29 protein-coding genes, 1 tRNA gene and 2 pseudogenes are annotated in these 22,165 nt (G+C 68.7%); 23 read left to right on the forward strand and 9 right to left on the reverse strand.

All coding sequences use genetic code 11. The features are described from left to right. Positions 1–505: glutamate dehydrogenase (locus tag N0A24_08915; GenBank protein MCS7173488.1), on the forward strand; the 505-nt coding region annotated here is incomplete at its 5' end. A gap of 34 nt (positions 506–539) precedes the next feature. Here N0A24_08915 and N0A24_08920 read toward each other — a convergent pair. Continuing rightward, positions 540–1,499, reverse strand: a complete 960-nt coding sequence (locus N0A24_08920) for a catechol 2,3-dioxygenase (protein MCS7173489.1) — start codon at positions 1,497–1,499, stop codon at positions 540–542. Positions 1,500–1,639: 140 nt separating this feature from the next. Continuing rightward, complete coding sequence (locus N0A24_08925; protein MCS7173490.1) at positions 1,640–1,861, reverse strand: hypothetical protein; 222 nt, start codon at positions 1,859–1,861, stop codon at positions 1,640–1,642. 257 nt (positions 1,862–2,118) lie between these two features. Between N0A24_08925 and N0A24_08930 the strand changes: the two genes are divergently transcribed. Beyond that, entirely contained in the window at positions 2,119–2,487 is a 369-nt protein-coding gene (locus tag N0A24_08930; protein ID MCS7173491.1) for a hypothetical protein, read from the forward strand. Here the strand turns inward: N0A24_08930 and N0A24_08935 are convergent. Continuing rightward, on the reverse strand, positions 2,474–3,133 hold the full coding sequence (locus N0A24_08935; GenBank protein MCS7173492.1) for a response regulator transcription factor: 660 nt from the start codon (positions 3,131–3,133) through the stop codon (positions 2,474–2,476). The genes N0A24_08930 and N0A24_08935 overlap by 14 nt on opposite strands. A gap of 128 nt (positions 3,134–3,261) precedes the next feature. Between N0A24_08935 and N0A24_08940 the strand changes: the two genes are divergently transcribed. From N0A24_08940 to N0A24_08955, 4 genes are read left to right on the forward strand one after another with little or no spacing between them, the layout of a single operon-like run. Beyond that, a complete protein-coding gene (locus tag N0A24_08940; GenBank protein ID MCS7173493.1) occupies positions 3,262–3,864 on the forward strand; it encodes a 2-oxoacid:acceptor oxidoreductase family protein in 603 nt (200 codons plus the stop codon). Further along, the gene (locus N0A24_08945) at positions 3,825–4,109 is read left to right on the forward strand and encodes a 4Fe-4S binding protein (GenBank protein MCS7173494.1); all 285 of its coding nucleotides are present in this window, start codon (positions 3,825–3,827) and stop codon (positions 4,107–4,109) included. Before N0A24_08940 ends, N0A24_08945 begins: the two co-directional genes overlap by 40 nt. Continuing rightward, positions 4,106–5,284 (forward strand): pyruvate ferredoxin oxidoreductase, encoded by a 1,179-nt coding sequence (gene porA / locus N0A24_08950; GenBank protein MCS7173495.1) that lies wholly within the window; start codon positions 4,106–4,108, stop codon positions 5,282–5,284. Before N0A24_08945 ends, porA begins: the two co-directional genes overlap by 4 nt. Next, a complete protein-coding gene (locus N0A24_08955) occupies positions 5,275–6,195 on the forward strand; it encodes a thiamine pyrophosphate-dependent enzyme (protein MCS7173496.1) in 921 nt (306 codons plus the stop codon). Before porA ends, N0A24_08955 begins: the two co-directional genes overlap by 10 nt. Before the next feature lie 33 nt (positions 6,196–6,228). On the opposite strand, the gene N0A24_08960 is transcribed toward N0A24_08955, so the two are convergent. Beyond that, entirely contained in the window at positions 6,229–6,399 is a 171-nt protein-coding gene (locus N0A24_08960; GenBank protein ID MCS7173497.1) for a hypothetical protein, read from the reverse strand. Positions 6,400–6,645: 246 nt separating this feature from the next. On the opposite strand from N0A24_08960, the gene N0A24_08965 reads away from it, so the two are divergent. The 10 genes from N0A24_08965 to N0A24_09010 all read left to right on the forward strand — a co-directional run bounded on the left by N0A24_08965 (position 6,646) and on the right by N0A24_09010 (position 13,829). Then, positions 6,646–6,783, forward strand: coding sequence for a hypothetical protein (locus tag N0A24_08965; GenBank protein MCS7173498.1), 138 nt, complete (start codon positions 6,646–6,648; stop codon positions 6,781–6,783). A gap of 39 nt (positions 6,784–6,822) precedes the next feature. Beyond that, the gene (locus N0A24_08970) at positions 6,823–7,404 is read left to right on the forward strand and encodes a molybdopterin-dependent oxidoreductase (GenBank protein ID MCS7173499.1); all 582 of its coding nucleotides are present in this window, start codon (positions 6,823–6,825) and stop codon (positions 7,402–7,404) included. Beyond that, positions 7,401–9,170, forward strand: a complete 1,770-nt coding sequence (locus N0A24_08975) for a molybdopterin-dependent oxidoreductase (protein ID MCS7173500.1) — start codon at positions 7,401–7,403, stop codon at positions 9,168–9,170. The genes N0A24_08970 and N0A24_08975 overlap by 4 nt, the downstream gene beginning before the upstream one ends. Before the next feature lie 15 nt (positions 9,171–9,185). Beyond that, positions 9,186–9,722: a 4Fe-4S dicluster domain-containing protein gene (locus N0A24_08980; protein MCS7173501.1), complete on the forward strand. Its 537-nt coding sequence runs from the start codon at positions 9,186–9,188 to the stop codon at positions 9,720–9,722. A gap of 124 nt (positions 9,723–9,846) precedes the next feature. Next, positions 9,847–11,115 (forward strand): hypothetical protein, encoded by a 1,269-nt coding sequence (locus N0A24_08985; protein MCS7173502.1) that lies wholly within the window; start codon positions 9,847–9,849, stop codon positions 11,113–11,115. A gap of 3 nt (positions 11,116–11,118) precedes the next feature. Continuing rightward, entirely contained in the window at positions 11,119–11,334 is a 216-nt protein-coding gene (locus N0A24_08990) for a hypothetical protein (protein MCS7173503.1), read from the forward strand. Then, the gene (locus N0A24_08995; GenBank protein MCS7173504.1) at positions 11,303–11,971 is read left to right on the forward strand and encodes a molecular chaperone TorD family protein; all 669 of its coding nucleotides are present in this window, start codon (positions 11,303–11,305) and stop codon (positions 11,969–11,971) included. Before N0A24_08990 ends, N0A24_08995 begins: the two co-directional genes overlap by 32 nt. A 418-nt stretch (positions 11,972–12,389) precedes the next feature. Continuing rightward, on the forward strand, positions 12,390–12,971 hold the full coding sequence (locus N0A24_09000; GenBank protein ID MCS7173505.1) for a 4Fe-4S binding protein: 582 nt from the start codon (positions 12,390–12,392) through the stop codon (positions 12,969–12,971). Between the two features lie 2 nt (positions 12,972–12,973). Then, the gene (locus N0A24_09005) at positions 12,974–13,351 is read left to right on the forward strand and encodes a 4Fe-4S dicluster domain-containing protein (protein MCS7173506.1); all 378 of its coding nucleotides are present in this window, start codon (positions 12,974–12,976) and stop codon (positions 13,349–13,351) included. A gap of 4 nt (positions 13,352–13,355) precedes the next feature. Then, positions 13,356–13,829 carry a hypothetical protein gene (locus N0A24_09010; protein ID MCS7173507.1) on the forward strand — a complete coding sequence of 158 codons (474 nt, stop codon included), beginning with the start codon at positions 13,356–13,358 and terminating at the stop codon, positions 13,827–13,829. A gap of 243 nt (positions 13,830–14,072) precedes the next feature. Here N0A24_09010 and N0A24_09015 read toward each other — a convergent pair. The 3 genes and pseudogenes from N0A24_09015 to N0A24_09025 all read right to left on the reverse strand — a co-directional run bounded on the left by N0A24_09015 (position 14,073) and on the right by N0A24_09025 (position 15,025). Next, positions 14,073–14,192: pseudogene (locus N0A24_09015) on the reverse strand (DsbA family protein). Continuing rightward, entirely contained in the window at positions 14,189–14,653 is a 465-nt protein-coding gene (locus tag N0A24_09020; protein MCS7173508.1) for a PadR family transcriptional regulator, read from the reverse strand. Before N0A24_09020 ends, N0A24_09015 begins: the two are co-directional and overlap by 4 nt. 294 nt (positions 14,654–14,947) lie before the next feature. Next, positions 14,948–15,025 (reverse strand) — tRNA-Glu (locus tag N0A24_09025). Positions 15,026–15,169: 144 nt separating this feature from the next. Here N0A24_09025 and N0A24_09030 point away from each other — a divergent pair. The 6 genes and pseudogenes from N0A24_09030 (at position 15,170) to N0A24_09055 (ending at position 19,635) form a co-directional block, all read left to right on the forward strand. After that, positions 15,170–15,607 (forward strand): carbon monoxide dehydrogenase subunit G, encoded by a 438-nt coding sequence (locus N0A24_09030; GenBank protein ID MCS7173509.1) that lies wholly within the window; start codon positions 15,170–15,172, stop codon positions 15,605–15,607. A 47-nt stretch (positions 15,608–15,654) separates the two neighbouring features. Further along, the gene (locus tag N0A24_09035; GenBank protein ID MCS7173510.1) at positions 15,655–16,602 is read left to right on the forward strand and encodes a diacylglycerol kinase family lipid kinase; all 948 of its coding nucleotides are present in this window, start codon (positions 15,655–15,657) and stop codon (positions 16,600–16,602) included. Then, positions 16,599–17,102, forward strand: a pseudogene (locus N0A24_09040) (hypothetical protein). Before N0A24_09035 ends, N0A24_09040 begins: the two are co-directional and overlap by 4 nt. Positions 17,103–17,264: 162 nt before the next feature. Then, positions 17,265–17,750, forward strand: coding sequence for a hypothetical protein (locus N0A24_09045; protein ID MCS7173511.1), 486 nt, complete (start codon positions 17,265–17,267; stop codon positions 17,748–17,750). Next, positions 17,747–18,955, forward strand: coding sequence for an MFS transporter (locus tag N0A24_09050; GenBank protein MCS7173512.1), 1,209 nt, complete (start codon positions 17,747–17,749; stop codon positions 18,953–18,955). The genes N0A24_09045 and N0A24_09050 overlap by 4 nt, the downstream gene beginning before the upstream one ends. After that, on the forward strand, positions 18,952–19,635 hold the full coding sequence (locus tag N0A24_09055) for a polysaccharide deacetylase family protein (protein ID MCS7173513.1): 684 nt from the start codon (positions 18,952–18,954) through the stop codon (positions 19,633–19,635). Before N0A24_09050 ends, N0A24_09055 begins: the two co-directional genes overlap by 4 nt. On the opposite strand, the gene N0A24_09060 is transcribed toward N0A24_09055, so the two are convergent. Further along, entirely contained in the window at positions 19,600–20,193 is a 594-nt protein-coding gene (locus tag N0A24_09060; protein MCS7173514.1) for a hypothetical protein, read from the reverse strand. The two genes, N0A24_09055 and N0A24_09060, sit on opposite strands and share 36 nt — an antisense overlap. Then, positions 20,194–21,375, reverse strand: coding sequence for a CoA transferase (locus tag N0A24_09065; protein ID MCS7173515.1), 1,182 nt, complete (start codon positions 21,373–21,375; stop codon positions 20,194–20,196). 62 nt (positions 21,376–21,437) lie between these two features. On the opposite strand from N0A24_09065, the gene N0A24_09070 reads away from it, so the two are divergent. Then, positions 21,438–21,968 carry a TIGR00725 family protein gene (locus N0A24_09070; protein ID MCS7173516.1) on the forward strand — a complete coding sequence of 177 codons (531 nt, stop codon included), beginning with the start codon at positions 21,438–21,440 and terminating at the stop codon, positions 21,966–21,968. Positions 21,969–22,165 lie beyond the last annotated feature (197 nt).

Consider the following 22,165-nt stretch of genomic DNA (forward strand, 5'->3'; position numbering starts at 1 on the left):
CCCCGAGGGGCTGAACCTGGAGGCGGTGCAGCGCCACAAGCGGCAGACTGGGAGCGTGGTGGACTTTCCCGGAGCCCGGAACGTGACCAATGCGGAGCTGCTGGAGCTCCCCTGCGACATCCTGGTGCCCGCGGCCCTCGAAGGCCAGATCCACCGGGAGAACGCTCCCCGCATCCGGGCGCGGGTGGTGGTGGAGGGTGCGAACGGTCCCACCACCCCAGAGGCGGACGACATCCTCCATAAGCGCGGGGTGTTGGTGGTGCCGGACATCGTGGCCAACGCGGGCGGCGTCATCGTCTCGTACTTCGAGTGGGTGCAGGACCTGCAGTCGTTTTTCTGGGATGAAGCGGAAATCCACGGGCGGTTGGAGCGGATGCTGGTGCGCAGCTTCCACCAGGTGGTGGAGGTGGCGAGGGCGAACCGCGTGGATCTGCGCACCGCGGCCCTCGTCCGGGCCATCCAGCGGGTCAGCGACGCGCTCCTGACCCTCGGGATCTATCCGTAAGCGGAGATGGGGAGGGGGTACCCCCTCCCCACGCTCACGCCTCCACGGGCGGGGTACCGTAGGTGTAGAAGGTCTCCGGAAGACGCCCGCCGAACCAGATGGTGCTCTTCTCCAGGTCGCTCTCGTTCGCCACGTCCCACACCACCGTCTTCCAGTCCGGATCGAAGATCAGGTAACCGGTGTCCCCGAAGAGCTCCACCCGGGTTCCCCCGGGCTCGAACACGTACATGAAGTATGCCTGGGTGGTCCCGTGCTTCCCAGGTCCCGCCTCGATGCGGATCCCGTAGTCCGAGCAGAGGTCCGCCAGGTCGGAGAGATGCTGGGGGTACCCGTACCAGAAGGCCACGTGGTGGAACCGCCCCCGGCTGCCCGTGGCGTCCCGCATGAGCCCGATCTCATGCACGAGGGGACTCACGCTGAGCCAGGCACCGACTTCCACGCCTCCCGCCCCGATCTTCTGTTCCCGGAGTTTGAATCCGAGCTGCTCCATCATGAACCGGCGGTTGGGCGCGACCTCCGCGCACAGGCAGTTCACGTGGTCCAATCGACGCACGGGAATCCCGCGCAGGGGCCTGCGGGAGGGACGGCTCTTGAGGGGACTCCGCTTTGCCGGGGGGGCCTGGTAGTACGCCACTTCCCACAGGAGCTCCATCACGTGTCCGTCAGGGGTGGTGAACCGGTAAGCGGGGCCATGGCCCAGGTCTCCGTCATGCCAGCCCTGGCCCGCGCCGCAATGCTCGAGGATCTTCACCCGCCGCTCCAGAGCTTGCGGGGAGGCCGCCCGCCACGCGATGTGCCCCAACCCCGGCCTGGGGGCCTCCGTGATCTTGAGGGAGTGGTGGTAGAAATCCTCGTACCCCCGCAGGTACACGGATTGCCCTTCCCGGGTGGTCTCCTCCATCCCCAAAAGGTCGTGGAAGAACCAGTAGGTCTCCTCGGGTTTCGGAGTGTAGATCTCTACGTGGGCAAGCTGCACCACATCGAATCCATCCATCCGATCTCACCTCCTGGAGGTGTGGGAATTCAGGGGGAACAGTACCGGACTTCCAGATCTCGGAGGATCCGGTGGGGGCCTGATTTTTGTCAACAAAAATCAGGTGTAGACCCGATGCCCTCCTCTCGCCCCCATCTCCCTCATGCCCGGGCCAGGTGAGGCGTATGCGTGGATGCGTGGTCCCGGAGGGGACAGTAGCAGAGCCACAGTCTCTGTGCCCGCGCCCACTCCGCCCACACCTCCTCCCCCCGCCGGGCCCGCAGGGCCGCGGACTCGATCCAGCGGTCCTCCGGTCCTCCTAGGGCCGCCAGGTTGGTGAGAAGGGCGCATGGGAACTCCGGGCAGACCCCGCAGTGTGCCACCCCGGGCCCTGGCACAGGCGTACACCGGGCACAAATTGACCAGGTTCGCCTCTCCCTAAGTCCCGCAGGTGGCCTCGAAGGCCTCGTACCATGCGCTCCCCGTCCAGTAGAGGCCGCACACGCCCGCATAGTCCTGGGGTTCGTGCTTCTCCATGGCACCCACCTCCGCCTCTAGGCTGGTCCCGGAATCCTCGGACCGGAATCGGGCGGATACCCGATTTCCGCCGAAGCAACCGGGGGGCTACGGTGGGAGCGAGATGAGGAAGACACGCGTGGCGGTGGTGGACCGGGCTCCCCTTGTCCGGGAAGCGATCCGGGCGGTGCTGGCGGAGCATGCTCAGGTGGTCCTGCAGACCGATTCCCTGGAAGACCTCCTGAGTTGGGAGGGGGAGGTGGATGTGGTGGTGGCGGACTTCGGGGTGTGCAGCGGCCCCCACCGCGGAAGCCTGCAGGACCTGCGGCGGAGGTGGCCTCGAGTACGGCTGGTGGTGGCCACGGCGGGGGACGAGGGGCCCTATGCGGAGGCCGCCCGGGCCCTGGCCGCGGATGCCTGGGTGCCGAAGCACCGGCTCGGGGCCCTGCTTCCCGGACTCCTGGAGCGCCTGGTGGCGGCTACGGCTCGATGAGCCCCTTGCGGATGGCGAACCGCACCAGCTCCGCCCGATCGTGGAGGTTGAGTTTCTCCATGATGTGGGCTCGGTGGGTCTGCACGGTTTTCACGCTGATCACGAGGCGCTGGGCGATTTCCTGATTGGTGAGCCCCTCCGCGATGAGCGCGAGGATCTCTTTCTCCCGGGGTGTGAGGGCATCGAGGGAAGCATCGTCCTCCTGGTGTCGGGCCCGTTCCAGGTAGTCCCGGACCACCAGCTTCGCCACAGAAGGATACAGGAACACCTCTCCCCGAGCCGCGGCCCGCACCGCGGCCACCAGATCCTCCGCCGCGGCCCGCTTGAGCACGTACCCCGCTCCTCCCGCCTTCAGCATCTGGAAGACGTAGTTCTCCTCCTCGTGCATGGTCAACCCCAGCACCTGTACGGAGGGCGTCTCCTCCCGGATCCGGCGGGTGGCCTCGATGCCGTTCAGGTCGGGCATGCTGATGTCCATGAGCACCACGTCCGGCTGCATCCTCCGGGTCAGCTCCACCGCCTCCCGCCCGGTGCTGGCCTCCCCCACCACCTCGATGTCCTCCTGGGCCGCGAGGATCATGCGGATGCCCTCCCGGACGATCCCGTGGTCGTCCGCGATGAGGACACGAATTCTCTGCTGCGGCATGGATGCCCATCCTCCCGGTTCGATTTTTCTTTTTTATTTTATCTCCTTTCAAAACCCGACCCCATCGGTCCTGCATCCGATCGCGCAGGGCGCCGGAGGACGCCACACTGGGGCTGAGGGAAGCCGAGATGGTCAAGACCTTTCCGATCCGAAATATCCGATGGCACGGGCGGGGCGGATTCGGGGCCAAGACCGCGGCCCTGCTCCTGGCGGAGGCGGTGATCGAGGCCGGAGGGTACGCCCAGGCCTCCCCGGAGTTCGGACCGGAGCGCCGGGGTGCTCCGGTCCAGGCCTACACCCGTGTCAGCCCGTACCCCATCCGCCGTCGGGGACCCATAGAGGAGCCAGACGTGGTGGTGGTGTTGGATCACCGGCTTCTTGCGGTGCCTGATGTGCTGCGGGGGATCCGGCCAAGCACGTGGGTGGTGGTCAACGCTCCCCGACCTGTGCGGGCACCGGGTGTGCCCGTGGACCAGGTGGTGACCGTGGACGCCTCAGGAATCGCTCAGCGTGTTTTGGGACGGGATCTGCCCAACATCGCCGTGCTGGCCGTGGTAGCGGTGGAGTTGGTCGGCCTTCCCGCGGAGGCGTTCTGCCGGTGGCTCAGGGAGCGGCTGCGTCGGGAGTTCCCGGAGGAGGTGACCCAGGCCAACGTGCAGGTCGCCCGGGAGGCCATGGAGGAGGGAAGGAAGTGGCGAATCGCTGGCAGGTCCTTGACCGCGGCCCTGTGATCCCGGGCGGGAGCAGCGTCGCCTACCGTACTGGCGATTGGCGGCAGCTGCGGCCCGTGCTGGATCTCCCGCGGTGCGTGCACTGCCTGTTCTGCTGGCTGTATTGCCCGGATTCGGCGATCCTCGTGCGCGATGGGCAGGTGGTGGGCGTCGCCTACGACCACTGCAAGGGGTGCGGGATCTGCGCAGCCGTATGCCCGCCGAGGGCAAATGCCATCCGCATGGTCCCGGAGGGAGCGCCGTGAGAACCGTGGCGGCCCGTCGCATGGCCCTGGTGGGCAACGAGGCGGTAGCCCTGGCGTGGAGGCAGATCCGACCCCACGTGGTGGCCGCCTACCCTATCACGCCCTCCACCCAGATTATGGAGCGCTTCAGCCAGTATGTGGCCGAGGGAGAGGTGGATACGGAGTTCCTCCCCGTGGAGAGCGAACATTCCGCCCTCTCGGCATGCGTCGGGGCTGCGGCCGCGGGAGCCCGGGTTCTCACCGCCACCAGCAGCCAGGGCCTTGCCCTCATGCACGAGGTCCTGTACATCGCAAGCGGCCTGCGGCTCCCCATCGTGATGAACGTGGGCACCCGGGCGCTCTCCGCACCCATCAACATCCATGGGGATCATTCGGACGTCATGGGAGCTCGGGATGCGGGCTGGATCCAGCTGTTCGCCCGCAGCGTGCAGGAGGCCTACGACAGGACCATCCTCGCCGTGCGGGTGGCGGAGCGGGCCAGGCTCCCGGTGATGGTGTGCCTGGACGGGTTTACCCTGACCCACAGCCTGGAGCCCGTGGAGGTGTACCCGGACGAGGCGGTGCAGGCATTCCTGGGCGAGGGGCCGCAGGGCGGCTACTCCCTCCTAGGGGAAGAACCGATTACGGTAGGCCCCCTTGCCCTTCCGGATTCCTACATGGAGTTCCGGAGGGCCCTGGCCGAGGCGCATGCGCGGGCCCTTCGGATTCTGGAGGAGGAAACGGAGGCCTTCGGGGCCCACTTCGGCCGCCGTCTTCCGGCCCTCATGGAGCCCTTCGAGATGGAGGACGCGGAGGTGGCCGTGGTGATCCTGGGGGCGTACGCGGACGTGGTGGAGGAGGCGGTGCGGCGGTGGCGGGAGCGCGGCGAGCGGCTCGGGATGGTGCGGCTCGTGGTTTTCCGGCCCTTCCCCACGGAGGAGCTCCGGAAGGCCCTGGCTCGTGCCCCGGAGGTGGTGGTGCTGGAGCGGGCAGACACCCTGAGCGGGCTGGGAGGTCCCCTGGGGGTCGAGGTCCGGGCGGCGCTGTACGACCTGGCGGACCGGCCGCGGGTGACGGACGGGATCTTCGGCCTGGGCGGTCGGGAGCTGCGCGACCGGGAGCTGGATGCGTTCCTGCGCGACGGCCCCCGGGGTGGCGTGATCTACCTGGGAGTGGAGGAACCCCCATGTCCTTGAACCTGCGTGAGCTGTCGCAGCGGACCCAGGGCTTGGCACCGGGACACCGGGCCTGTGCGGGCTGTGGGTTCCCGGTGGTGGTGCGGCTGCTCCTGGCGGTGGCGCGGAGGCCCCTCGTGGTGGTGAACGCCACCGGCTGCATGGAGGTGGTGACCACCATCTACCCGTACTCCGCCTGGCCGGTGCCCTACCTGCACAACGCCTTCGAGAACGCAGCCGCCACCGCGAGCGGCGTGGAGGCGGCCATCAAGGCCCTGCGGCGGCGCGGGCAGCTGCGGGAGGAGCCCAAGGTGGTGGCCATCGGCGGCGACGGGGGGACTTACGACATCGGGCTGCAGAGCCTGTCGGGAGCCCTGGAGAGGGGGCACGACTTCCTGTACATCTGCTACAACAACGAGGCGTACATGAACACCGGCATCCAGCGCTCCAGCGCCACCCCTCAGGGTGCCCGGACCACCACCACGCCCGTGGGCCGGGTGCAGCGGGGGAAGCTGCAGCCCCGGAAGGACCTGACGGAGATCGTGGTGGCCCACGGGATCCCGTACGCGGCGCAGGCCAGCATCAGCCACTGGGCGGACCTGGCCCGCAAGCTACAGAAGGCCCTGGAGGTCTGTGGCCCCAGCTTCGTGAACGTGCTCACGCCCTGCCAGCCGGGTTGGGACTACCCGCCGGAGAAAACGGTGGAGGTGGCGCGGCTCGCGGTGGAAAGCCGCTACTGGCCGCTGTACGAGGTCGAGCAGGGCCGGTACCGGATCACCTACGTGCCCCGGGAGCCCGTGCCCGTGCGGGCGTTCCTGGAAACACAGGGGCGGTTCCGCCACTTGGTGGCGGACGACGCTGCGGTGGCGGAAGTGCAACGGTGGGTGGAGGCGAACTGGCAGCGTCTGCAGGCGAAGGCGCGCCCGCACTGAGCTCGCCCGAGGTCGAGCCGGGCGCACGGGAGTTCAGGTACGGGCCAGGGCCCCGGCCAGCCGCCACAGGTCGGTGACGGTGCGGTCGGGCGTGGGCCCCAGGGGGTTCAGGACGGCTCCCGATCGGTTCACCCACAAGGCGCGTAGGCCGAACACCTTGGAGCCCACCACGTCGAAGGAGTTGTTGGAGGATAAAAATCCCACGACGGAGGGATCCAGGCCGAGCCTGCGGGCAGTGGCTCGTAGACCGTGGGATCGGGCTTGTACGCCTGCACCGCGTGGGCATTTAGAGGGTACTGAGCGGACGCAAAGGATCTGCACGGTCGGAGCGACTCCGGCGGCGAGCGGAGACAACAGTTGGCTGTCGGCCTGATTGTGGACCGGCGGCTGTCCCCTAAATACTGGCCTCCAGAAGAAAGGGATCTCCAAAGGGCCGTTCCGAGGTGGAGGATGAAGGTCAGCCGCCGGGCGTTTTTGCGTGTTTCCGCCGCGACCAGCGGGGCCCTGCTCGCCAGGCACTTCCTGTTCGGGGAGCTGGAGACGCTGAGGGCTGCCCAGGTACCCGCGGCGCAGCCTGCGGAGGAGTAGGTCCCCACCACCTGCTGAATCGGAAAGCAGGACTGCGGGGTGCTTGCACGGCGGATCAACGGAAGAGTCGTCAAGCTCAAAGGAAACCCAGCCCACCCCCGCAACCGGGGCACCCTGTGCCCGAAGGGGGTGGCGCAGATCACCGCCCTGTACGACCCCACCCGCATAAAGACTCCCTTGATCCGCACAAACGACAAGGGTGTCCCGGGTCAGTGGCGCCGTGCCACGTGGGACGAGGCCCTCCGGCTTGTGGCGGCGCGAATCCAGGAGGTGCGGGCGAAGAACCCGAAGCTCGTACTGTGGCAGAAGGGACGCGGCAAGGCGCCCGCCTTCTACGACAACGCCTTCGTGAAGGCTGTGGGGGCGACGCGGCTTGGCCATGGAGCCTTCTGTTCGGATGCGGGCTACCGCGCCTGCGAATACACCGTGGGCATCAGCGGCGTGCTGCACCCGGACTTCCGCCACACCCGGTACGTGTTGGCGTGGGGGTGGAACCTCACGAACGCGGGCGGAAACCAGCTGTGCTGGATCACCTGGCCCCAGCAGCTCCTGCAGGCGCGGGAGCGCGGGTGCAAGGTGGTCCTCATCGACCCGCGCCGGCGGGGGGAGGGCCCTTCGTGAGCGAGTGGCTGCCCATCCAGCCGGGGACCGACCTCGCCCTGGCCCTGGCGCTCTGTGTCCGGTACACGAACGCCCCCTTCCTGGTGCAGGAGGACGGGTTCTTGCTCCGCCGGAACGGCAAGGAGCAGGTGTGGGACCGGAAGTCCAACGCTCCCAAGCCCTACGACGCGGCGGACGTGGAGCCGGCCCTGGAGGGCGAGTTCGTGGTGGAGGACAGGAAGGTCAGACCCGCTTTCCAGGTCTTCAGGGAGCACGTGGCGCCGTACACCCCGCAGTGGACGGCGGAGGTGTGCGGCGTACCCGCGGAGCAGATCCAGCGCGTGGCCCGAGAGTTGGCGGAGTATGCCCACATCGATGCCACGCTGGTGGTGGACGGGGTGCGGGTTCCGTACCGGCCTGTGGCCATCATGGCCTACCACATGGCCCAGCAGGAACTCGGGTTTCAGGCAATCCGGGCGATGACCCTGGTCATGATGCTGCTGGGCGCGGTGGGGGCCGCGGGCGGCCAGCGGTTCGACATCGGCCCGTGGAAGGTGCACGGGAACTTCGAGAAGCCGGACCGCATCGAGATCAAAGACCCTCCGTATGACTTCACCCTGAAGGACTCGAAGTTCTTCCCCATCAACTCGGGCAGCCCGGCGGTGGTGGCGAAGGTCATGCAGAACCCGGAGAAGTACGGCGTCAAGGAGGTGCCGGAGATCCTGATCCTGCACATGACCAACCCCGTCCGGGCGTACGGGTCCGCACCGGACATCCGTGAGGCGTACAAGAAGTTCAAGTTCGTGGTGGCCATCGACCCGTGGCTCTCGGCGACCGCGGACCTGTTTGCGGACGTCGTGCTGCCTGCGGCCACGCTGGAAAAGTACGAGGGCCCGTATTCTGCCAGTGACCAGTACGTGGACGCGGTGGCCCTGCGGGTGCCCGTGATGCCGCCCCTGTTTGAGGGCCGCGGGGAGATCGAGATCTACCTGGACCTGTGCGAGAAACTGGGCGTGTTGTACGGAAAGGGGGGCTATCTCGACCAGCTGAACGACGCCCTCAAGCTCAAGGACCCGTACAAGTTGCCTCTGGACCGGAAGCCCACCGTGCGGGAGATCTTCGACCGGTGGGCGAGGTCGGAGGGGATCCCGGAAGGCGTGGCGTACTTCGAGAAGCACGGCATCCGGCCGAAGGGGGTGGTAAAGCCCAGCCAGCTCTATGGCTACGCCATGGATCCTCCCTTTGGCGGAGTGCGCCACCGCTTCTACGGGGAGTCGTTGCTGCGCTATCGCAACACCATGCGGGCGAAAGGGGCAGACGAGATCTACTGGCGGGACTACACGTCGTTTCCGACGTGGCGGAAGCCGACCATGGAGAACTCGCCGCCCGACTACGATCTGTACCTGGTGAGCTACAAGCTCATCGAGCACAAGCAGTCTCGGTCCGCTCAGCTGCCTTTGCTGTCGGAGCTGGCGCGGCAGGCATGGCTGGAGATCAACCCCGCCACCGCCCGGGCCAAGGGGATCCGGGACGGGGACGAGGTGTGGGTGGAGTTCCACAATGCCCTCACGGGCGAGACCCGTCGGGTGAAGGCGGTGGCCCGGTACCGGGAGGGGATCCGGCCCGACACCGTGGGGATGCCCCACCACTTCGGAAGCGCAGCGCGCCACCCGTGGACGGACAGGAACGGCCCCAGTCCCAGCGAGCTGTACTTCACCGGCGAAGGCTATGTCGCGAACACCGCGGACCAGTCCTTCCACGTGAAGGTCCGGGTGTACCGGGCGTAGCGGCGGAGGTGGCGGATGGCCAAATACGCCATGGTGATCGACCTGAATCGGTGCATGAGGTGCCGGGCGTGCATGGAGGCGTGCAAGGTGGAGAACAACACGCCCACCGCCCACTTCTGGATGTACGTCTTCCGGTTCGAAGAGGGCGAGTACCCCAACACCCACGTGTGGTTCCTGCCGCGACCCTGCATGCACTGCGACAACGCCCCGTGCGTGAAGGTGTGCCCGGTGGGGGCGCGGTGCAAGCGGGAAGACGGGCTTGTGGCCACGGACTGGGACCGGTGCATCGGCTGCCGCTATTGCGAGGTGACCTGCCCGTACGGGGTGAACTTCTTCAACTGGAAGGGCCCCAGGAAGGACGCGTACCTGGACTGGAGCGACGGGGAGCTGCGGTCCAGGGTGGACGGAAACTCGCCGCCTTACCGCAACCCGGACCTGGACCGTCCGTACGGGAAGGAGCGGCGGAGGATCGCGGGGGAGGGCGGCAGAGAGGTGTCATCCTCCTGTTCGGTGACCTGGAGGATCCCAAGAGCGAGGTGTCCCAGGTGCTGAAGCGGAAGCCCTCCTTCCGGCTGCTGGAGGAGTTGGGCACGCGGCCGCGGGTGTACTACGTGGGCGGGCACCCGCCGCACTGAAAGTCCAAGCCCGTGGAAGAAGTGATCGCGAGGGATGAGCCATGACGGCCCGCACGGAAACCCTGCCCTACGGAGTCGGACGGTTCACGGCAGGCTGGTGGCTGCTGCTCGCCGTGCTGGCGGCGGTGGTGGGCTGGGGCGTCTACGCCTACTCCCGCCAGCTGGCGGAGGGGCTGGCGGTGACCGGGCTCCGGGACATCGGCAGCATGGCGGGTGCCGCCTGGGGGCTGTACATCGCCTTCGACATCTACTTCGTGGGCGTGAGCTTCGCGGGGATCAGCACCGCAGCGTTGATCCGGCCGCTGCGCCTGGAGCACCTCAAGCCCGTCTCCCGGATGGCGGAGCTGCTGACGGTGATCTCCTTGATCCTGGCCGCCTGCAGCGTCCTGCCGGACCTGGGCCTGCCCGTGCGGGGGATCGTGAACCTGTTCCGCTACGCGCGGCCTCAATCCCCCTTCTTCGGGACGTTCACCCTGGTGGTGGCCGGCTACCTCTTCGCGAGCCTGGTGTACTTCTACCTGGACGGGCGGCGGGACGCGGCCTTGCTGGCCCGGGTGCCGGGCCCGCTGCAGGGGTTTTACCGGGCGTGGGCCGCGGGCTACCGGGACACCCCGGAGGAGCGGGTGCGGCACCACCGGGCGAGCCTGTGGCTGGCCATCGCCTCCCTGGATGGGATGCTGCTTGTACTGGTGCTGGCGTACCTCTACTTCATGGCGGCGGAGCTGCTCACCATGATCTACGCCCCGCCCGAGGTGGAGGCGCGGGTCACGTGGGCGCTCTTGCGGGGGGAGTACGCATGGCTGTACTGGAGCTCCGCAGGATTTCTGGTCCTGGCGGCGGCTGCCCTGGCGGTGGGATGGATGCGGGAGCTGTTCGGCCTGCGGCTGCCGGCGTTCCGCCCGTGGGCGGCCTGGGTGGTTGCGCTCGTCCTCGGGAGCATCTTCCTCGTCGGGGTGGTCGGGGGCAACTTCCTGCGCCGTGGCCGGGGGCAACTTCCTGCGCCTGGCCGGGTGGATGGCGGCGCTGGCGACGTTGCTCGTCCTGGTCCTCCTGCCTCTGTGCAACCGGAGCTGGGTCGCAAGCGGGGTGGTGAGTGGGGTGCTGGTGAACCTGGCGGCGGTGGGCAAGCGGCTGCTCATCGTGGTCCCCTCCCAGACCCACGGCACGCTCCTCCCATACCCCGCGGGGAGCTACGCGCCCACCTGGGTGGAGTACAGCGTCGTCCTTGGCTGTTCGCCCTAGGGACCCTGCTGTATGCGCTGTTCACGAGGGTGTTCCCCATCATGGAACTGCCAGGAGAGGAGGGATAGGCCATGCGGACGGGGCTCACGGTGGCGCTGGTAGTGGCGGGGTTTTCGCTCCAGATCGTGAGCTACTTCTTCCTCGCGGCACCCTTGGGGCTCCCCACAAGCCCTGCGTACAGCGACCCCAGGCTGCCGTTCGCGCCGGCCCTGTTCATCCTGGGCGTGATGTTGGTGTTCCTGGCGGCGGTGGTGTATGAACTGTTGCCGGAGCGTACGAACCCGTGAGCGGCCTTGCGTCGACCCGGCACCTCGCGTACCGGTTCTTCAGCCTCGCGTTCTTGTACCCGGACCCCGTCCGGCTGGCGCGACTGCGGGCGGTGGGGCGGGCCCTGGCGGCAGACAGGGTCATGGGCCGCTTGGCCTTCTTCCCCCTGTGGCGGTCAAGCTGGGACCGGCTCCGCCGGAAGCCCGCAGAGGAACTGGAAGACCTGTACCTGCAGGTCTTCGACCTGACGGGGCGGCCGGGGGCTGTGCCCTTTGCGAGTCCGCCTACCGGGGTGGCCCCTGGCAGACGGCGGGGTTGTTGGAGGAGTACCGCAGGCTGGGGCTTGAGCCCGGCGGCCCGGAACCTGCAGACCATCTGTCCGTGGAGCTGGAGTACCTGGCGGCGCTCGTCAGCAGGGAGGCCGCAGCGTGGGAGGCGGGAGCAGAAGGAGTCGTGGAGATCCGGGCGCAGGAGCGCCGGTTCCTGCAGACGCACCCGGGCCGCTGGGTGCCGGAGCTGGTGGCGTGTATACGCCAACACCACCCCGAGGGCGTGTACGCGGCGGCCGCGGAGGCGCTGGAGTCGTTTGTCCAGCACGAGGCAGACCTGACCGCTGTGCTGCTACGGGATCCTGAGAAGGCGGGGCTGGGACGCTGATGAGGACGGGAGAGGGTGGACAGGTCCTCCTCCGATCCCACCCCGCGGACCGGGGCGTCCTGGCGCTGTGCGGTGGCCGGAGGCTCCCGGAAGACGTCCGGGTCGCCTTGCGGAATGCGGGCAGGGATCCTGAAGCCTTCTTCGTTTTGGATCCGTGGTCCGCGCAAGCCCCTGACGTGGCCGCGGAACGTGCCCGGCTGTTGATCCGGGGGGCTCTGGCCAGAGTTCGGGCTTGGCCCGGGGCGGCGCCGGCCAACCTAGCTCCTTACGTGCCGGAGCGGCTCAGCCGCCGCACGCTCCTCCGTTTCCCGCCGCTGGCGTACCGGGTCGTTCCGCGGGTGGAGCGGGAGCGGTGCCGGGCACCGGACGGCTGTGTGAGCAAAGTTGCCCTGTGGACGCCCTCCGAGTTGCCGAGGGAATGGTGTGGCTGGATCGGACGAAGTGTACGGCGTGCTCGGCGTGCGTGGACGCCTGTCCCCACGAGGCGGTGGTGTTTCCGGGGTACACAGGGGAGGAAGTGGCCGCGCACGTGGAGGCCCTGCTGGACCCCACCGTGGGACCTCGGGGCCGGAGGGGAATCGCCTATGTGTGTGAGGGAGCCTCCTGGGACCCGTCCTGGCATCCCGCGTGGCTCCCCGTTTCCGTGGCATGCGTGAACTGGATCCCCTCGTCCTGGATCCTCGCGCCCCTCCTGCGGGGCGCGGCATGTGTGGCGGTGGCGCCGTGCACCTGCGGGAGGGCGGAGGCAGCGGGCGGCTTGGTGGAACGCCGGCTGGACTTCTGCGAAGGCTACGTGCGCACGCTCGGCCTGGGGGAGACGCGCGTCCACCGGGCGCCGCTCTCCGTGGCGCCGCCGGAGGAGCCCCTGCCACGGGGTGGTGACGAGGGGACGTTGTTCGGGACGGGTCCAGAGGTCGCTGCCGGGGTCCTTCAACGACTGGCGGAGGTGGCGGGGAGGTCCTCCGGTTCGAGCACCCCACCTCCCCCCTGTGGCTCGTAGAAATCGATCAGACCGCCTATACTGGGTGTGGGATGTGCGCCGCGCACTGCCCGACGGGCGTCCTCACGTTCGCCCAGGACGGCGAGGCGGTGCTCCGGTGGGATCCCGCCCGGTGTACGGGATGCGGGGGGTGCATTGCGACTTGCCCCGAGGTCGAGCGGGGAGCGATCCGTGTCCACCAAGCCGTGGACGTGGCGGAGCTCCTGCGCGGGATGCGGGGCGTGTATCGGGAGGAGCTGGTGCGCTGCTCGGCCTGTGGGGCACCCGTGGCGCCGCGGCGCATGCTGGAGCGGGTCATGGGGCTCCTCGGAGAGGAGGGCCGGGCATGGGAAGGCATCCTCTCGCGCTATTGCTCGGGCTGCAGGGCTCTCCGGGGGTGACGGAATGAGGCGGAAAAGAGGAAGGAAGGTGGGCTGGGGAGTCCTGGCCCTGGGTGTGGCGGTCTCGGTAGGTTGGTGGGTGCTCGGGCGACCGGCGCAGGAGGGACCAACTCCGCAGTGGGTGCTTTACCAAAATCCGGGCTGCGGCTGCTGCGGGAAGTACGCGGACTACCTCCGCGGTCTCGGGTACGCGATCCGGGTGGTGCGCACCGCAGAGCTGCAGGCAGTGAAAGAGCGCTTGCGCGTCCCGCGCCAGCTGTGGAGCTGCCACACGGTGACGGTGGGGCGCTACTTCGTGGAGGGCCACGTTCCCGCACAGGCGGTGGAGGAGCTTTTGCGTCGGGCGCCGCCGTGGCTGGGGATCGCCCTCCCGGGCATGCCCTCCGGCTCGCCCGGAATGGACGGCCCGCGCCGGGCCCCGCTGGTGGTGTACGCGGTCACCCACCAGGGGACCTGGCGGGAGTTCGGCAGGTTCTGACCAGACGGACCTGCTGACCGTTTCGCCGTGCGCCGACTGGCCACCCTGGAGCTCGGCGGCCTTGCACGCACGGAGGCCCGGCATGGACCAGGGGTAGTCGAACGGGCGGGTAGCCATCAAGTCGGCGTTGATGCGGTGTGCGTCGTCGTTGCGGTTGGTGGCCCGCCAGTGCTCCAGGATCTCGCGCTTGCTGGCTTCCCGGGAGCCGAAGACGGCGACGATGGCGTCGGGCGTGGGCGCCAGGGCGAAGCACCGGCGCTCCACCACCACGTCCGGGTTGTTGGCGACCAGGGCGCGCACCCTGGGGGACAGGGCGTAGCACCAGGCACAGAGGACGTCGTGGAAGAACTCCAGGTGGATCATGGTCCCTGCCCCTCCAGGATTGCTTCCACTTCCCGCCGGGCCCGGGCGATGATCTCCCGAACCCGGCGCAGCTGCTCGGGCTGTGCTCGCCCCCAGAGTCCGGACCGCCGGAGCAGCAGAGCGAACTCCCACAGCTCCCGGTACGCGGGTGCCCAGTGACACCTCCAGGCGCCAAACCGCTCCTCGATGCCCTTTAGGAACTCCTTGCCCTGCTCCAGGAAGCGCCGCCCTTCTTCCGTGATGGTGTACACCCGCTTGCCCTGATGCTCCGCGGAAGTGACGTACCCCATGTCCTCCAGCATCTGGAGGGTGGGATATACAGCCCCCGGGCTTGGCGTGTAGAAGCCGCCGAAACGGTCCTGCAGGGCCCGGATCACGTCGTAGCCGTGCATGGGCCGGTCCTTGAGCACGTCGAGGACGAGGTATTTGAGCGCGCCGCGGCCGAAGAACCGCTCCCGCACCGGACCCCCCACGGTCGCCAGAACATCCCGAACCTCCTTAAGACTATCTCGTTATATCGATTCGTTCTGCTACACCCAGACGAACGCCCAGTCCAGGCCTACCGTGACCGGAGCGGAAGGCAGGGCCACCGATCCTGGGAGATCCCCACAAAGGCTGAGGGGTATCGTGGCGCCGCTTCCGATATATGCGCAAGGTTCGTGAACACCAGGTCTGCAGAGATCCGGCAGGAAACCGCAGAATGCAGCGTGCGCCGCGGCCAGGTAAGGCGGGAGTCGCTCCGGACAGGCCTCTCTTGGTGCCCCGGACGGGATTCGAACCCGTGTTGCCGGCTTGAAAGACCGGAGTCCTGGGCCTGGCTAGACGACCGGGGCGCGCCGGAGCCAGTATACCACGTCCGCATCCGACCCTGCGGCCGAGCACCCGAATGCCCCCGTATGATAGGGTTTTGCGGAGGAGCCGGAGAAAAGCTCCGGAAATCGGTTCCTCCGCAAATCCACAGAGCTTTGGAGGGAACGATGAAAGTGGAGGGAACACAGGTCCTACACGCACCCCGGGAGCAGGTGTGGAAGCTGCTGGATGATCCGCAGGCCCTGGCATCCTGCACGCCGGGGCTTCAGGAGCTGCGGCCGTTGGGGCCGGACGAGTTCGAGGCCACCCTGTCCATCGGCATCGCGGCGGTGCGGGGGACGTACAAGGGGAAGCTGCGCATTACGGAGCGCACCCCACCGGATCGGTATGCGGTCCAGGTGGAAGGGAGCGGAGCGCCCGGGTTCGTGCGCGCCACGGGTCAGCTGGAACTGGTGGACCGGGGGACGGAGACGGAGGTGCGCTGGTCGGGGGACGTGCAGGTGGGAGGAGCCCTTACCATTGGGAGCCGCATGATCCCCGGCATCGCCCGGATGCTGGCAGCCCAGTTCTTCGAGTGCCTGGACCGGAAGCTCGCTTCCGGATGAGGGCCCGGGTGGCACGTCGGGAAGGCGGGACGTAGAATGGGGGCGGCTTGAACGAACCGCTCCTGCTGGTCGTTAATCCGTACGCGGGCCGCGCTTCGGATCTGCTGCCCGCGGTGATCCGTGCCCTGCGGGCCCGGGGAGTGACGCACGAAGTGCGGTACGCCACGGGCTTTGAAGGATTTGCGTCCCTGGCAGCGGATGCGGCGGACGCGGGCTTCCGCGCGGTGGTGGCGGTGGGCGGGGACGGGACGGTGAACGGGGTCGCAAACGGCATCATGCGGGCCGGCTCCCGTATCCCCATGGGGATCGTCCCCGCGGGGACCGCGAACGAGTTCGCCCGTGCCCTGCCCATCCCGCGGAGTGTGAGCAGGGCGGCCGCGGTGCTGGCGGAGGGGGTGGCGGGCGAGGTGGACATCGCACGGGTGAACGATCGGTACTTCCTGAACCTCTTCGGGTTCGGGTTCGACGCCCGGGTGGCTGCGGGCGCGCACCGCCTCCGGGATCGGGTGCTGCTGCGGGGACGCGCGGTGTACTACCTCGCCACCCTGCTGGAGATCGCGGCGAGCCGGGAGCCCTTGGAGGTAGAGGTCCGTACGGAACGGGATGCCTTTCAGGGCAGGGTTCTGTTCGTGGCGGGCGTGAACGGCCGGATGTACGGGGAGCGGGTGCCGTCCCTGCCCTCCCCCAGCCTCCGGGACGGTCTGCTGGATCTCTACGTGGTGCGGGACATGCGGCGGATCCGGTCCATCAACGTGGCGTTGAAGATGATCCGTCGCACCCCCATCCCCGAGATTCTCATCCAGCGGGCCCGAGAGGTCACGCTCCTGGCGGAGCGGCCTGTGGAGGCCCACGTGGATGGGAACCTCCTAGGCACCTTCACCCAGGTGCACGCCCGGGTGGTCCCGCGGGGCATCCGGGTCCTGTTCCCCCCGGGTGCCCTGCCCTGGCGGGGGATAGGTTCGGGGGTGGAGGGAGCCCTGACCCGCCGGGGATGAGGTCGGAAGGCCACGCCGGCCCCCGGATCCTCGTCCTCTCCGCCACCTACGGCGGAGGGCACCAGCGGGTGGCGGAAGCCCTCCGGTCCGCGTGGACGGAGCTCCTGCCCACCGTCCAGGTGGAGATCGTGGACTTCTTCGAGGCGTTCGTAAACCCCGCCCTCAACCGCATGGTGCGCTCCCTGTACGTCACCAGCGTGCGGCACGCGCCCTCGGTGTGGGGGGCTTTCTACTACGCCACCGGCAACATTCGGCCGGACTCCCTTACCCAGCGGCTCATCAACCGGCTCGGCAAGCACCGCTTCGCTCGTTACCTTCAGAGCGTCCGCCCGGATCTGTTGGTGCACGTGCACCCCACGCCCGCGGGGGTGACCTCCGATCTCAAGGCGGAGGGGAAGGTGCGTCAGCCCTCCGCGGTGGTGCTCACGGACTACGCCATCCACGCCCAATGGATCCACCCGCACGTGGACCGCTACTGCGTTCCCTCGGAGGCGGTCCGGGCAGGCCTAGTGGACCGCGGGGTTCCCGCGGATCGGATCTTCATCACGGGCATCCCCATCGCCCGGGAGTTCACCCTCCCACTGGACCGGCGGGAGGTGGCCCCGCGCCTGGGCCTGGATCCACACCGGACCACGGTCCTCGTGATGGCGGGGGCCTATGCCATGCTGGGTGGGATCCTGGAGGTGTACCGGGTGATCCTGAGCCTTCCGCACCGGGTGCAGGCGGTCTTCCTCTGCGGCCGGGACGAGGGACTTGTGGAGCGGCTGCGGCGTCGGAGCCGTCGGCGGCCGGAGGTGCGGGTGGAGGGATATGTGACCAACGTGGCAGAGTGGATGACGTGTGCGGATCTCCTCGTCACCAAGGCGGGTGGGGCGACGGTGTCCGAGGCCCTCGCGAAGGCCCTCCCCATGGTGATCTACCGACCGATCCCGGGGCAGGAGGAGTGGAATACCCGGATGCTGGTGGCAGCCGGGGCAGCCCGGATCGCCCGGAACCCGGGGGAACTCGCGCGGCTCCTCTCTACCCTCCTCGGGGATCCCGGGGAGCTGGATCGGATGCGGCGGGCTGCCCAGAAGGCGGCCCAGCCGAACGCGGCCCGGGAGGCGGCCCAGCGGATCCTGGAGCTCCTGCCCGGAGGACTCCCGTGAGGCCTCCCCGGAGGGTCGGCCCGCACGCGCTCCTCATCGGTCTTTTTGAGTGCGCCCGGGGAGCCCTCCTCTTCACCCTGCTCCCCAACCACCTGCGGTTCGGCGTGGGGCACCAGATGTCCGTGGTGGGTCTCGCTCTGTCTGCGTACTCCTTCACGGAGCTCGCGGCGAAGATCCCCTCGGGGTGGGTCATCGACCGGCAGGGGCGACGCTTACCCCTCCTCGTGGGGCTGGCCCTCTCGAGCCTCGCGGTGGCTCTCCTGGGCAGGGTCCAGGAGACATGGACCATCCTCCTCTCCGCGGCCCTGGGAGGGCTGGGGGCTTCTCCCGTCTGGCCTTCCGTAGTCTCGGGCGTCGCGGAAGCGGCCCGGGACGGGGAGCGGGGGAGCGCCATGGGAGCGGTGCTCACGGGCTGGATGGTAGGGACTGGGGTGGGAGTGGTGGGTGCCAACTTCCTCCTGGAACTGGGAACGCCCGTGGCCTTCGGCTTCGTGCTCGCCTGCCTCGCCCTGACGTTCGCCTTCGCGCCCGCGGCCACGGCGGATGCTGTGCCCGTAGAAGGCGGGCGACTTCCGGAGCTCGCCCGGGAGTCGGAGATTCCCTTGCTCCGACTGTGGCCCCTCGTGGGGGGGATGTTCCTGCAGACCGCCGCGGTGGGCATGCTGCTGCCGGTGCTCTCCCCCTACGCCCGGGAAGTGCTGCGTCTCTCGCCTTTCTGGATCGGGGTCCTCTTGGTGGTAGGGCCAGGCCTTACCGTGCTCCTTCTGGTCCCCCTCGGACGGATGATGGACCGCCTGGGCCGGATGGAGGTCCTCCCCCTCAGCCTGGGGATCGGAGCGGTGGTTCTCTTTGCGCTCCCAGCTCTCCGGGCACCGTGGCTGGTGGCGGTCGCGGTAGCCCTCCTCGGGCTCGCCTATGCCACCCTGCTGCCTGCCTGGAACGCGCTCCTGATGGACCTGCTTCCCAGGCGCCGTCGGGCCACGGGGCTGGGACTCGCCATGGCCCTGGAAGGCCTGGGGGTGGCCGTGGGGACTGGGACGGGCGGGGTGCTCTGGGACACGTGGGGTCCCGCACAACCCTTCCACGTGGCCGCGGTGGTGCTGGCTTGGGTAGCCGTGGGCTACCTCACCCTGCTGCCGAGGGTGGTGGAGGAGGCCAACTCCCGAGGGTCCTCCCTCCGACCCCGCCGGACGCCTGAGGGGTGAACCCCTGGATCCCTGCACTCCTCGGCTTCGGCCTCGCCTACACCGCGGGCGCCCATGTCCTCTCGCGGCTTTGGGGAGGGATCCGGAAGGGTCCGCCCATCCCCCAGGTGGCCCTCACCTTTGATGACGGCCCCCACCCGGTCTATACCCCTCGGATCCTGGAGGTCTTGGCGGAGCATGGAGCCGGGGCTACCTTCTTCCTCATCGGGCGCCACGCGGAGGAGAACCCTGAGCTCGTGCGCCGGATCGTCGCAGAAGGGCACACCCTGGGGAGCCACACCTACGCGCACCGCCACCTGTGGCACCTGGATCCGTGGGCGACCCGGGAGGAGATCCTGCGGGGCCACCGGGCGGTGGAGGCGATCTCGGGGGAGTCCCTGCGCTTCTTCCGACCGCCCTGGGGGGCGATGAATCTCGCGGCGCTCGCGGTCTGCTCGTGGGAGGGCTTAGTGCCCGTGCTGTGGAGCGTGCGGGCGGAGGGCTATCGGTGGCGCCCTTCGTGGGAGGAGATGGCGCAGGTGGTGGTCCAGCGTGCCCATCCAGGTGCCATCGTGAACCTGCACGATCGCGGCGGGTTCCCGGATACCCCGGAGCGGGTGCTGCGGGCGCTCCCCCGAATCCTCGCGGGACTGCGGGCGCGGGGTCTACGTCCCGTGACGCTCGCTGCCCTCCTCGGATGATGCGCCGTAGCGAGCGAAGAGGGTGCGGGAGGACATCCACGCCTCTCGGGGCTCCCGGAACCGCTCACGGCCTGAAGTTCGGCAGGGCCCCTGCGGGTGGGAATACCACAGGAGGAACTTCAGCCAGAAGTTCACCCCGAAGCGGGTGAGGGGGTTGCGGATGCGGTGAACCTCGAAGCCCAACCGCTCGCTCCCCTTCCAGTACAGGGTCACCGCCCGCACCGCCACCACGGGGAGCTCCGGGTGCTCCCGCAGGTACCGGACCACCAGGCGCAGACCTTCGGCCATCCCCCGACCGAACAGCAGCCCCATGCGCCGGGGATCCGGGGTGATCTCGTGGTAGGCGATCAGCTTCAGGCTGTCCACGTGGATCTCCCCCACCAGATCCCCCGGCCGGACCACGGTGCCGTCCTGCAGCCGGACCACGTCTCCCCGGTGACGGCGCAGTTCCAGGCGCACGAAGCTGTGGGGCGCCAGCTCCACCAAGCCGTGGCGCCGAGCCCACCACCGCTCGTACCGGGAGAAGATGGAGAGCGGGAGGATCCGGCGCAGGAGCACCTAAAGGGCGCCCTCCGCCCGGAGGCGTGCGATCTCTTCTGGCAGATATCCCACTTCCCGGAGCACCGCCTCCGTGTGCTCGCCCAACCGCGGCGGGGGCATGTGCACCTCCCCGGGAGTCTCCGAGAGCTTCACCGGTATCCCGGTCACGGTCACCTCTCCCGCGGTGGGGTGGGGCAGGGTGACCTTCATCTGTCGGTGAAGGGTCTGAGGATCCTGGAACACCTCGGAGATGGCGTAAATGGGGCCGTTGGGGACCCCAGCCCGGTCTAGGAGTTCCCGCCACTGCGCGGTGGTCCGTTCCCGGAAACGGGCCTCCAACAAGGGGATGAGCGCGGAGCGATGGCGTACCCGATCCGCGTTCGTGCGAAACCGGGGATCCTCCCGGAGTTCCGGGGCCACCACCGCGCAGAACCGTTCCCAGATGCTTTCGCTCCCGACCGCGACGTTCAGGTATCCGTCCCGGGTGCGGAAAGCCTGGTAGGGAACCAGGTTGGGATGGGCGGAACCCATGCGCTGGGGGTTCTGGCCCGTGGCGAAGTAGTTGGCCGCGGCGTAGGCGAGCCAGGCCACCTGTCCGTCGAGCAGCGCCGCGTCCACGTGTTGCCCCCTCCCCGTGCGCTCCCGAGCCCAGAGGGCCGCGAGGATGCCGTAGGCGGCGAACATCCCTGCCGCGATGTCCGCCACCGCCACGCCCACCTTGACGGGTGGACCCTCCTCCTCCCCCGTGATCCCCATGATCCCCCCCATCCCCTGGAGGATGAGGTCGTAGGCGGGCTTTTCGCGGTATGGACCGTCCTGCCCGAACCCCGAGATGGAGCAGTACACCAGGCGCGGATACCGCTCGTGCAGCGTGCGGTAGCCGAGGCCTAGCCGATCCATCACCCCGGGCCGGAAGTTCTCCACCAGCACGTCCGCCCGAGCGAGCAGCCGGTGCAGGACCTCAAGCCCTTTCGGGTGCTTGAGGTTGATGGTCACGGACTCCTTGTTGCGGTTCACACTGAGGAAGTAGGCGCTCTCCCCGCCCAGGAACGGCGGTCCCCACCCGCGGGTGTCGTCCCCGCCCTCGGGGGACTCGATCTTCACCACCCGGGCCCCGAAGTCCGCCAGCATCATGGTGCAGTACGGGCCTGCGAGAGCCCGGGTGAGGTCTACCACGAGGATCCCTTCCAGCGGCCGCATCACCAGCAGGATACACGATCCAGACCGTCTCCTCCTGCGGCAGAATGGGAAGTCGGAGGGACATGGTGGAAGCGGGAATTCCACCCAGGCGGATCCGCATCGGGGTCGTGGGGGAGCGTGAGACCACGCCGCGGCTGTGGCAGGCAGCGCAGACCGTGGGGCGGGAGATCGCGCGGCGGGGCGGGATCCTGATCTGCGGGGGCATGGGTGGGGTGATGGAGGCCGCCTCGAAGGGTGCTCGGGAGGCAGGCGGCGTGGTGGTGGGAATCCTGCCCACGGACTCGGAGCGCGGGGCAAACCCCTACCTCACCATTCCCATCCCCACCGGCATGGGGGAGGGACGCAACGTGCTGGTGGTACGGGCCTCCCAGGCCCTCATCGCCATCGGCGGGTGGTACGGGACCCTGGTGGAGATCGCGTACGCCCTGGCCCTAAAGGTCCCCGTGGTGGGGCTCCACACGTGGCGGATCGAGCGACCTGGGCTGGAGCATGATCCCATCCTGCGAGCAGGTGATCCCGTGGAGGCGGTGGAGATGGCCTGGTGCGCGGCGGTCGGAGGGCGTTCCGACGGGTTCCGGCTCCCGCCCGGTTGACGGCCTGTGCTATGCTAACGGTAAACCCGAGGACCGGGACGAGTAGGCCGGTCAAGGCACCTGAAGAGAGCCGCGAAAGGTGGGAGGCGGTGGTTGCCTGCCGGCGGAATGGACCCGCGAGGGGCGGCCCGAACGACCCATACGGTCCAGTAGGCGCCGACGGGAGTCCTGCCCCGTGAGCTGAGCAGGCGGGATCG

The organism is Armatimonadota bacterium (genome assembly GCA_025059775.1).
Classification (GTDB): domain Bacteria; phylum Sysuimicrobiota; class Sysuimicrobiia; order Sysuimicrobiales; family Sysuimicrobiaceae; genus Sysuimicrobium.

Bases quoted from the DNA above. Each gene is read 5' to 3' on its own strand.
- N0A24_08920 (MCS7173489.1), bottom strand. From the start codon at position 1,499: ATGGATGGATTCGATGTGGTGCAGCTTGCCCACGTAGAGATCTACACT.
- N0A24_08930 (MCS7173491.1), top strand. From the start codon at position 2,119: ATGAGGAAGACACGCGTGGCGGTGGTGGACCGGGCTCCCCTTGTCCGG.
- N0A24_08935 (MCS7173492.1), bottom strand. From the start codon at position 3,133: ATGCCGCAGCAGAGAATTCGTGTCCTCATCGCGGACGACCACGGGATC.
- N0A24_08940 (MCS7173493.1), top strand. From the start codon at position 3,262: ATGGTCAAGACCTTTCCGATCCGAAATATCCGATGGCACGGGCGGGGC.
- N0A24_08955 (MCS7173496.1), top strand. From the start codon at position 5,275: ATGTCCTTGAACCTGCGTGAGCTGTCGCAGCGGACCCAGGGCTTGGCA.
- N0A24_08965 (MCS7173498.1), top strand. From the start codon at position 6,646: ATGAAGGTCAGCCGCCGGGCGTTTTTGCGTGTTTCCGCCGCGACCAGC.
- N0A24_08980 (MCS7173501.1), top strand. From the start codon at position 9,186: ATGGCCAAATACGCCATGGTGATCGACCTGAATCGGTGCATGAGGTGC.
- N0A24_08985 (MCS7173502.1), top strand. From the start codon at position 9,847: ATGACGGCCCGCACGGAAACCCTGCCCTACGGAGTCGGACGGTTCACG.
- N0A24_08990 (MCS7173503.1), top strand. From the start codon at position 11,119: ATGCGGACGGGGCTCACGGTGGCGCTGGTAGTGGCGGGGTTTTCGCTC.
- N0A24_08995 (MCS7173504.1), top strand. From the start codon at position 11,303: ATGAACTGTTGCCGGAGCGTACGAACCCGTGAGCGGCCTTGCGTCGAC.
- N0A24_09000 (MCS7173505.1), top strand. From the start codon at position 12,390: ATGGTGTGGCTGGATCGGACGAAGTGTACGGCGTGCTCGGCGTGCGTG.
- N0A24_09010 (MCS7173507.1), top strand. From the start codon at position 13,356: ATGAGGCGGAAAAGAGGAAGGAAGGTGGGCTGGGGAGTCCTGGCCCTG.
- N0A24_09030 (MCS7173509.1), top strand. From the start codon at position 15,170: ATGAAAGTGGAGGGAACACAGGTCCTACACGCACCCCGGGAGCAGGTG.
- N0A24_09045 (MCS7173511.1), top strand. From the start codon at position 17,265: ATGCTGGGTGGGATCCTGGAGGTGTACCGGGTGATCCTGAGCCTTCCG.
- N0A24_09065 (MCS7173515.1), bottom strand. From the start codon at position 21,375: ATGCGGCCGCTGGAAGGGATCCTCGTGGTAGACCTCACCCGGGCTCTC.
- N0A24_09070 (MCS7173516.1), top strand. From the start codon at position 21,438: ATGGTGGAAGCGGGAATTCCACCCAGGCGGATCCGCATCGGGGTCGTG.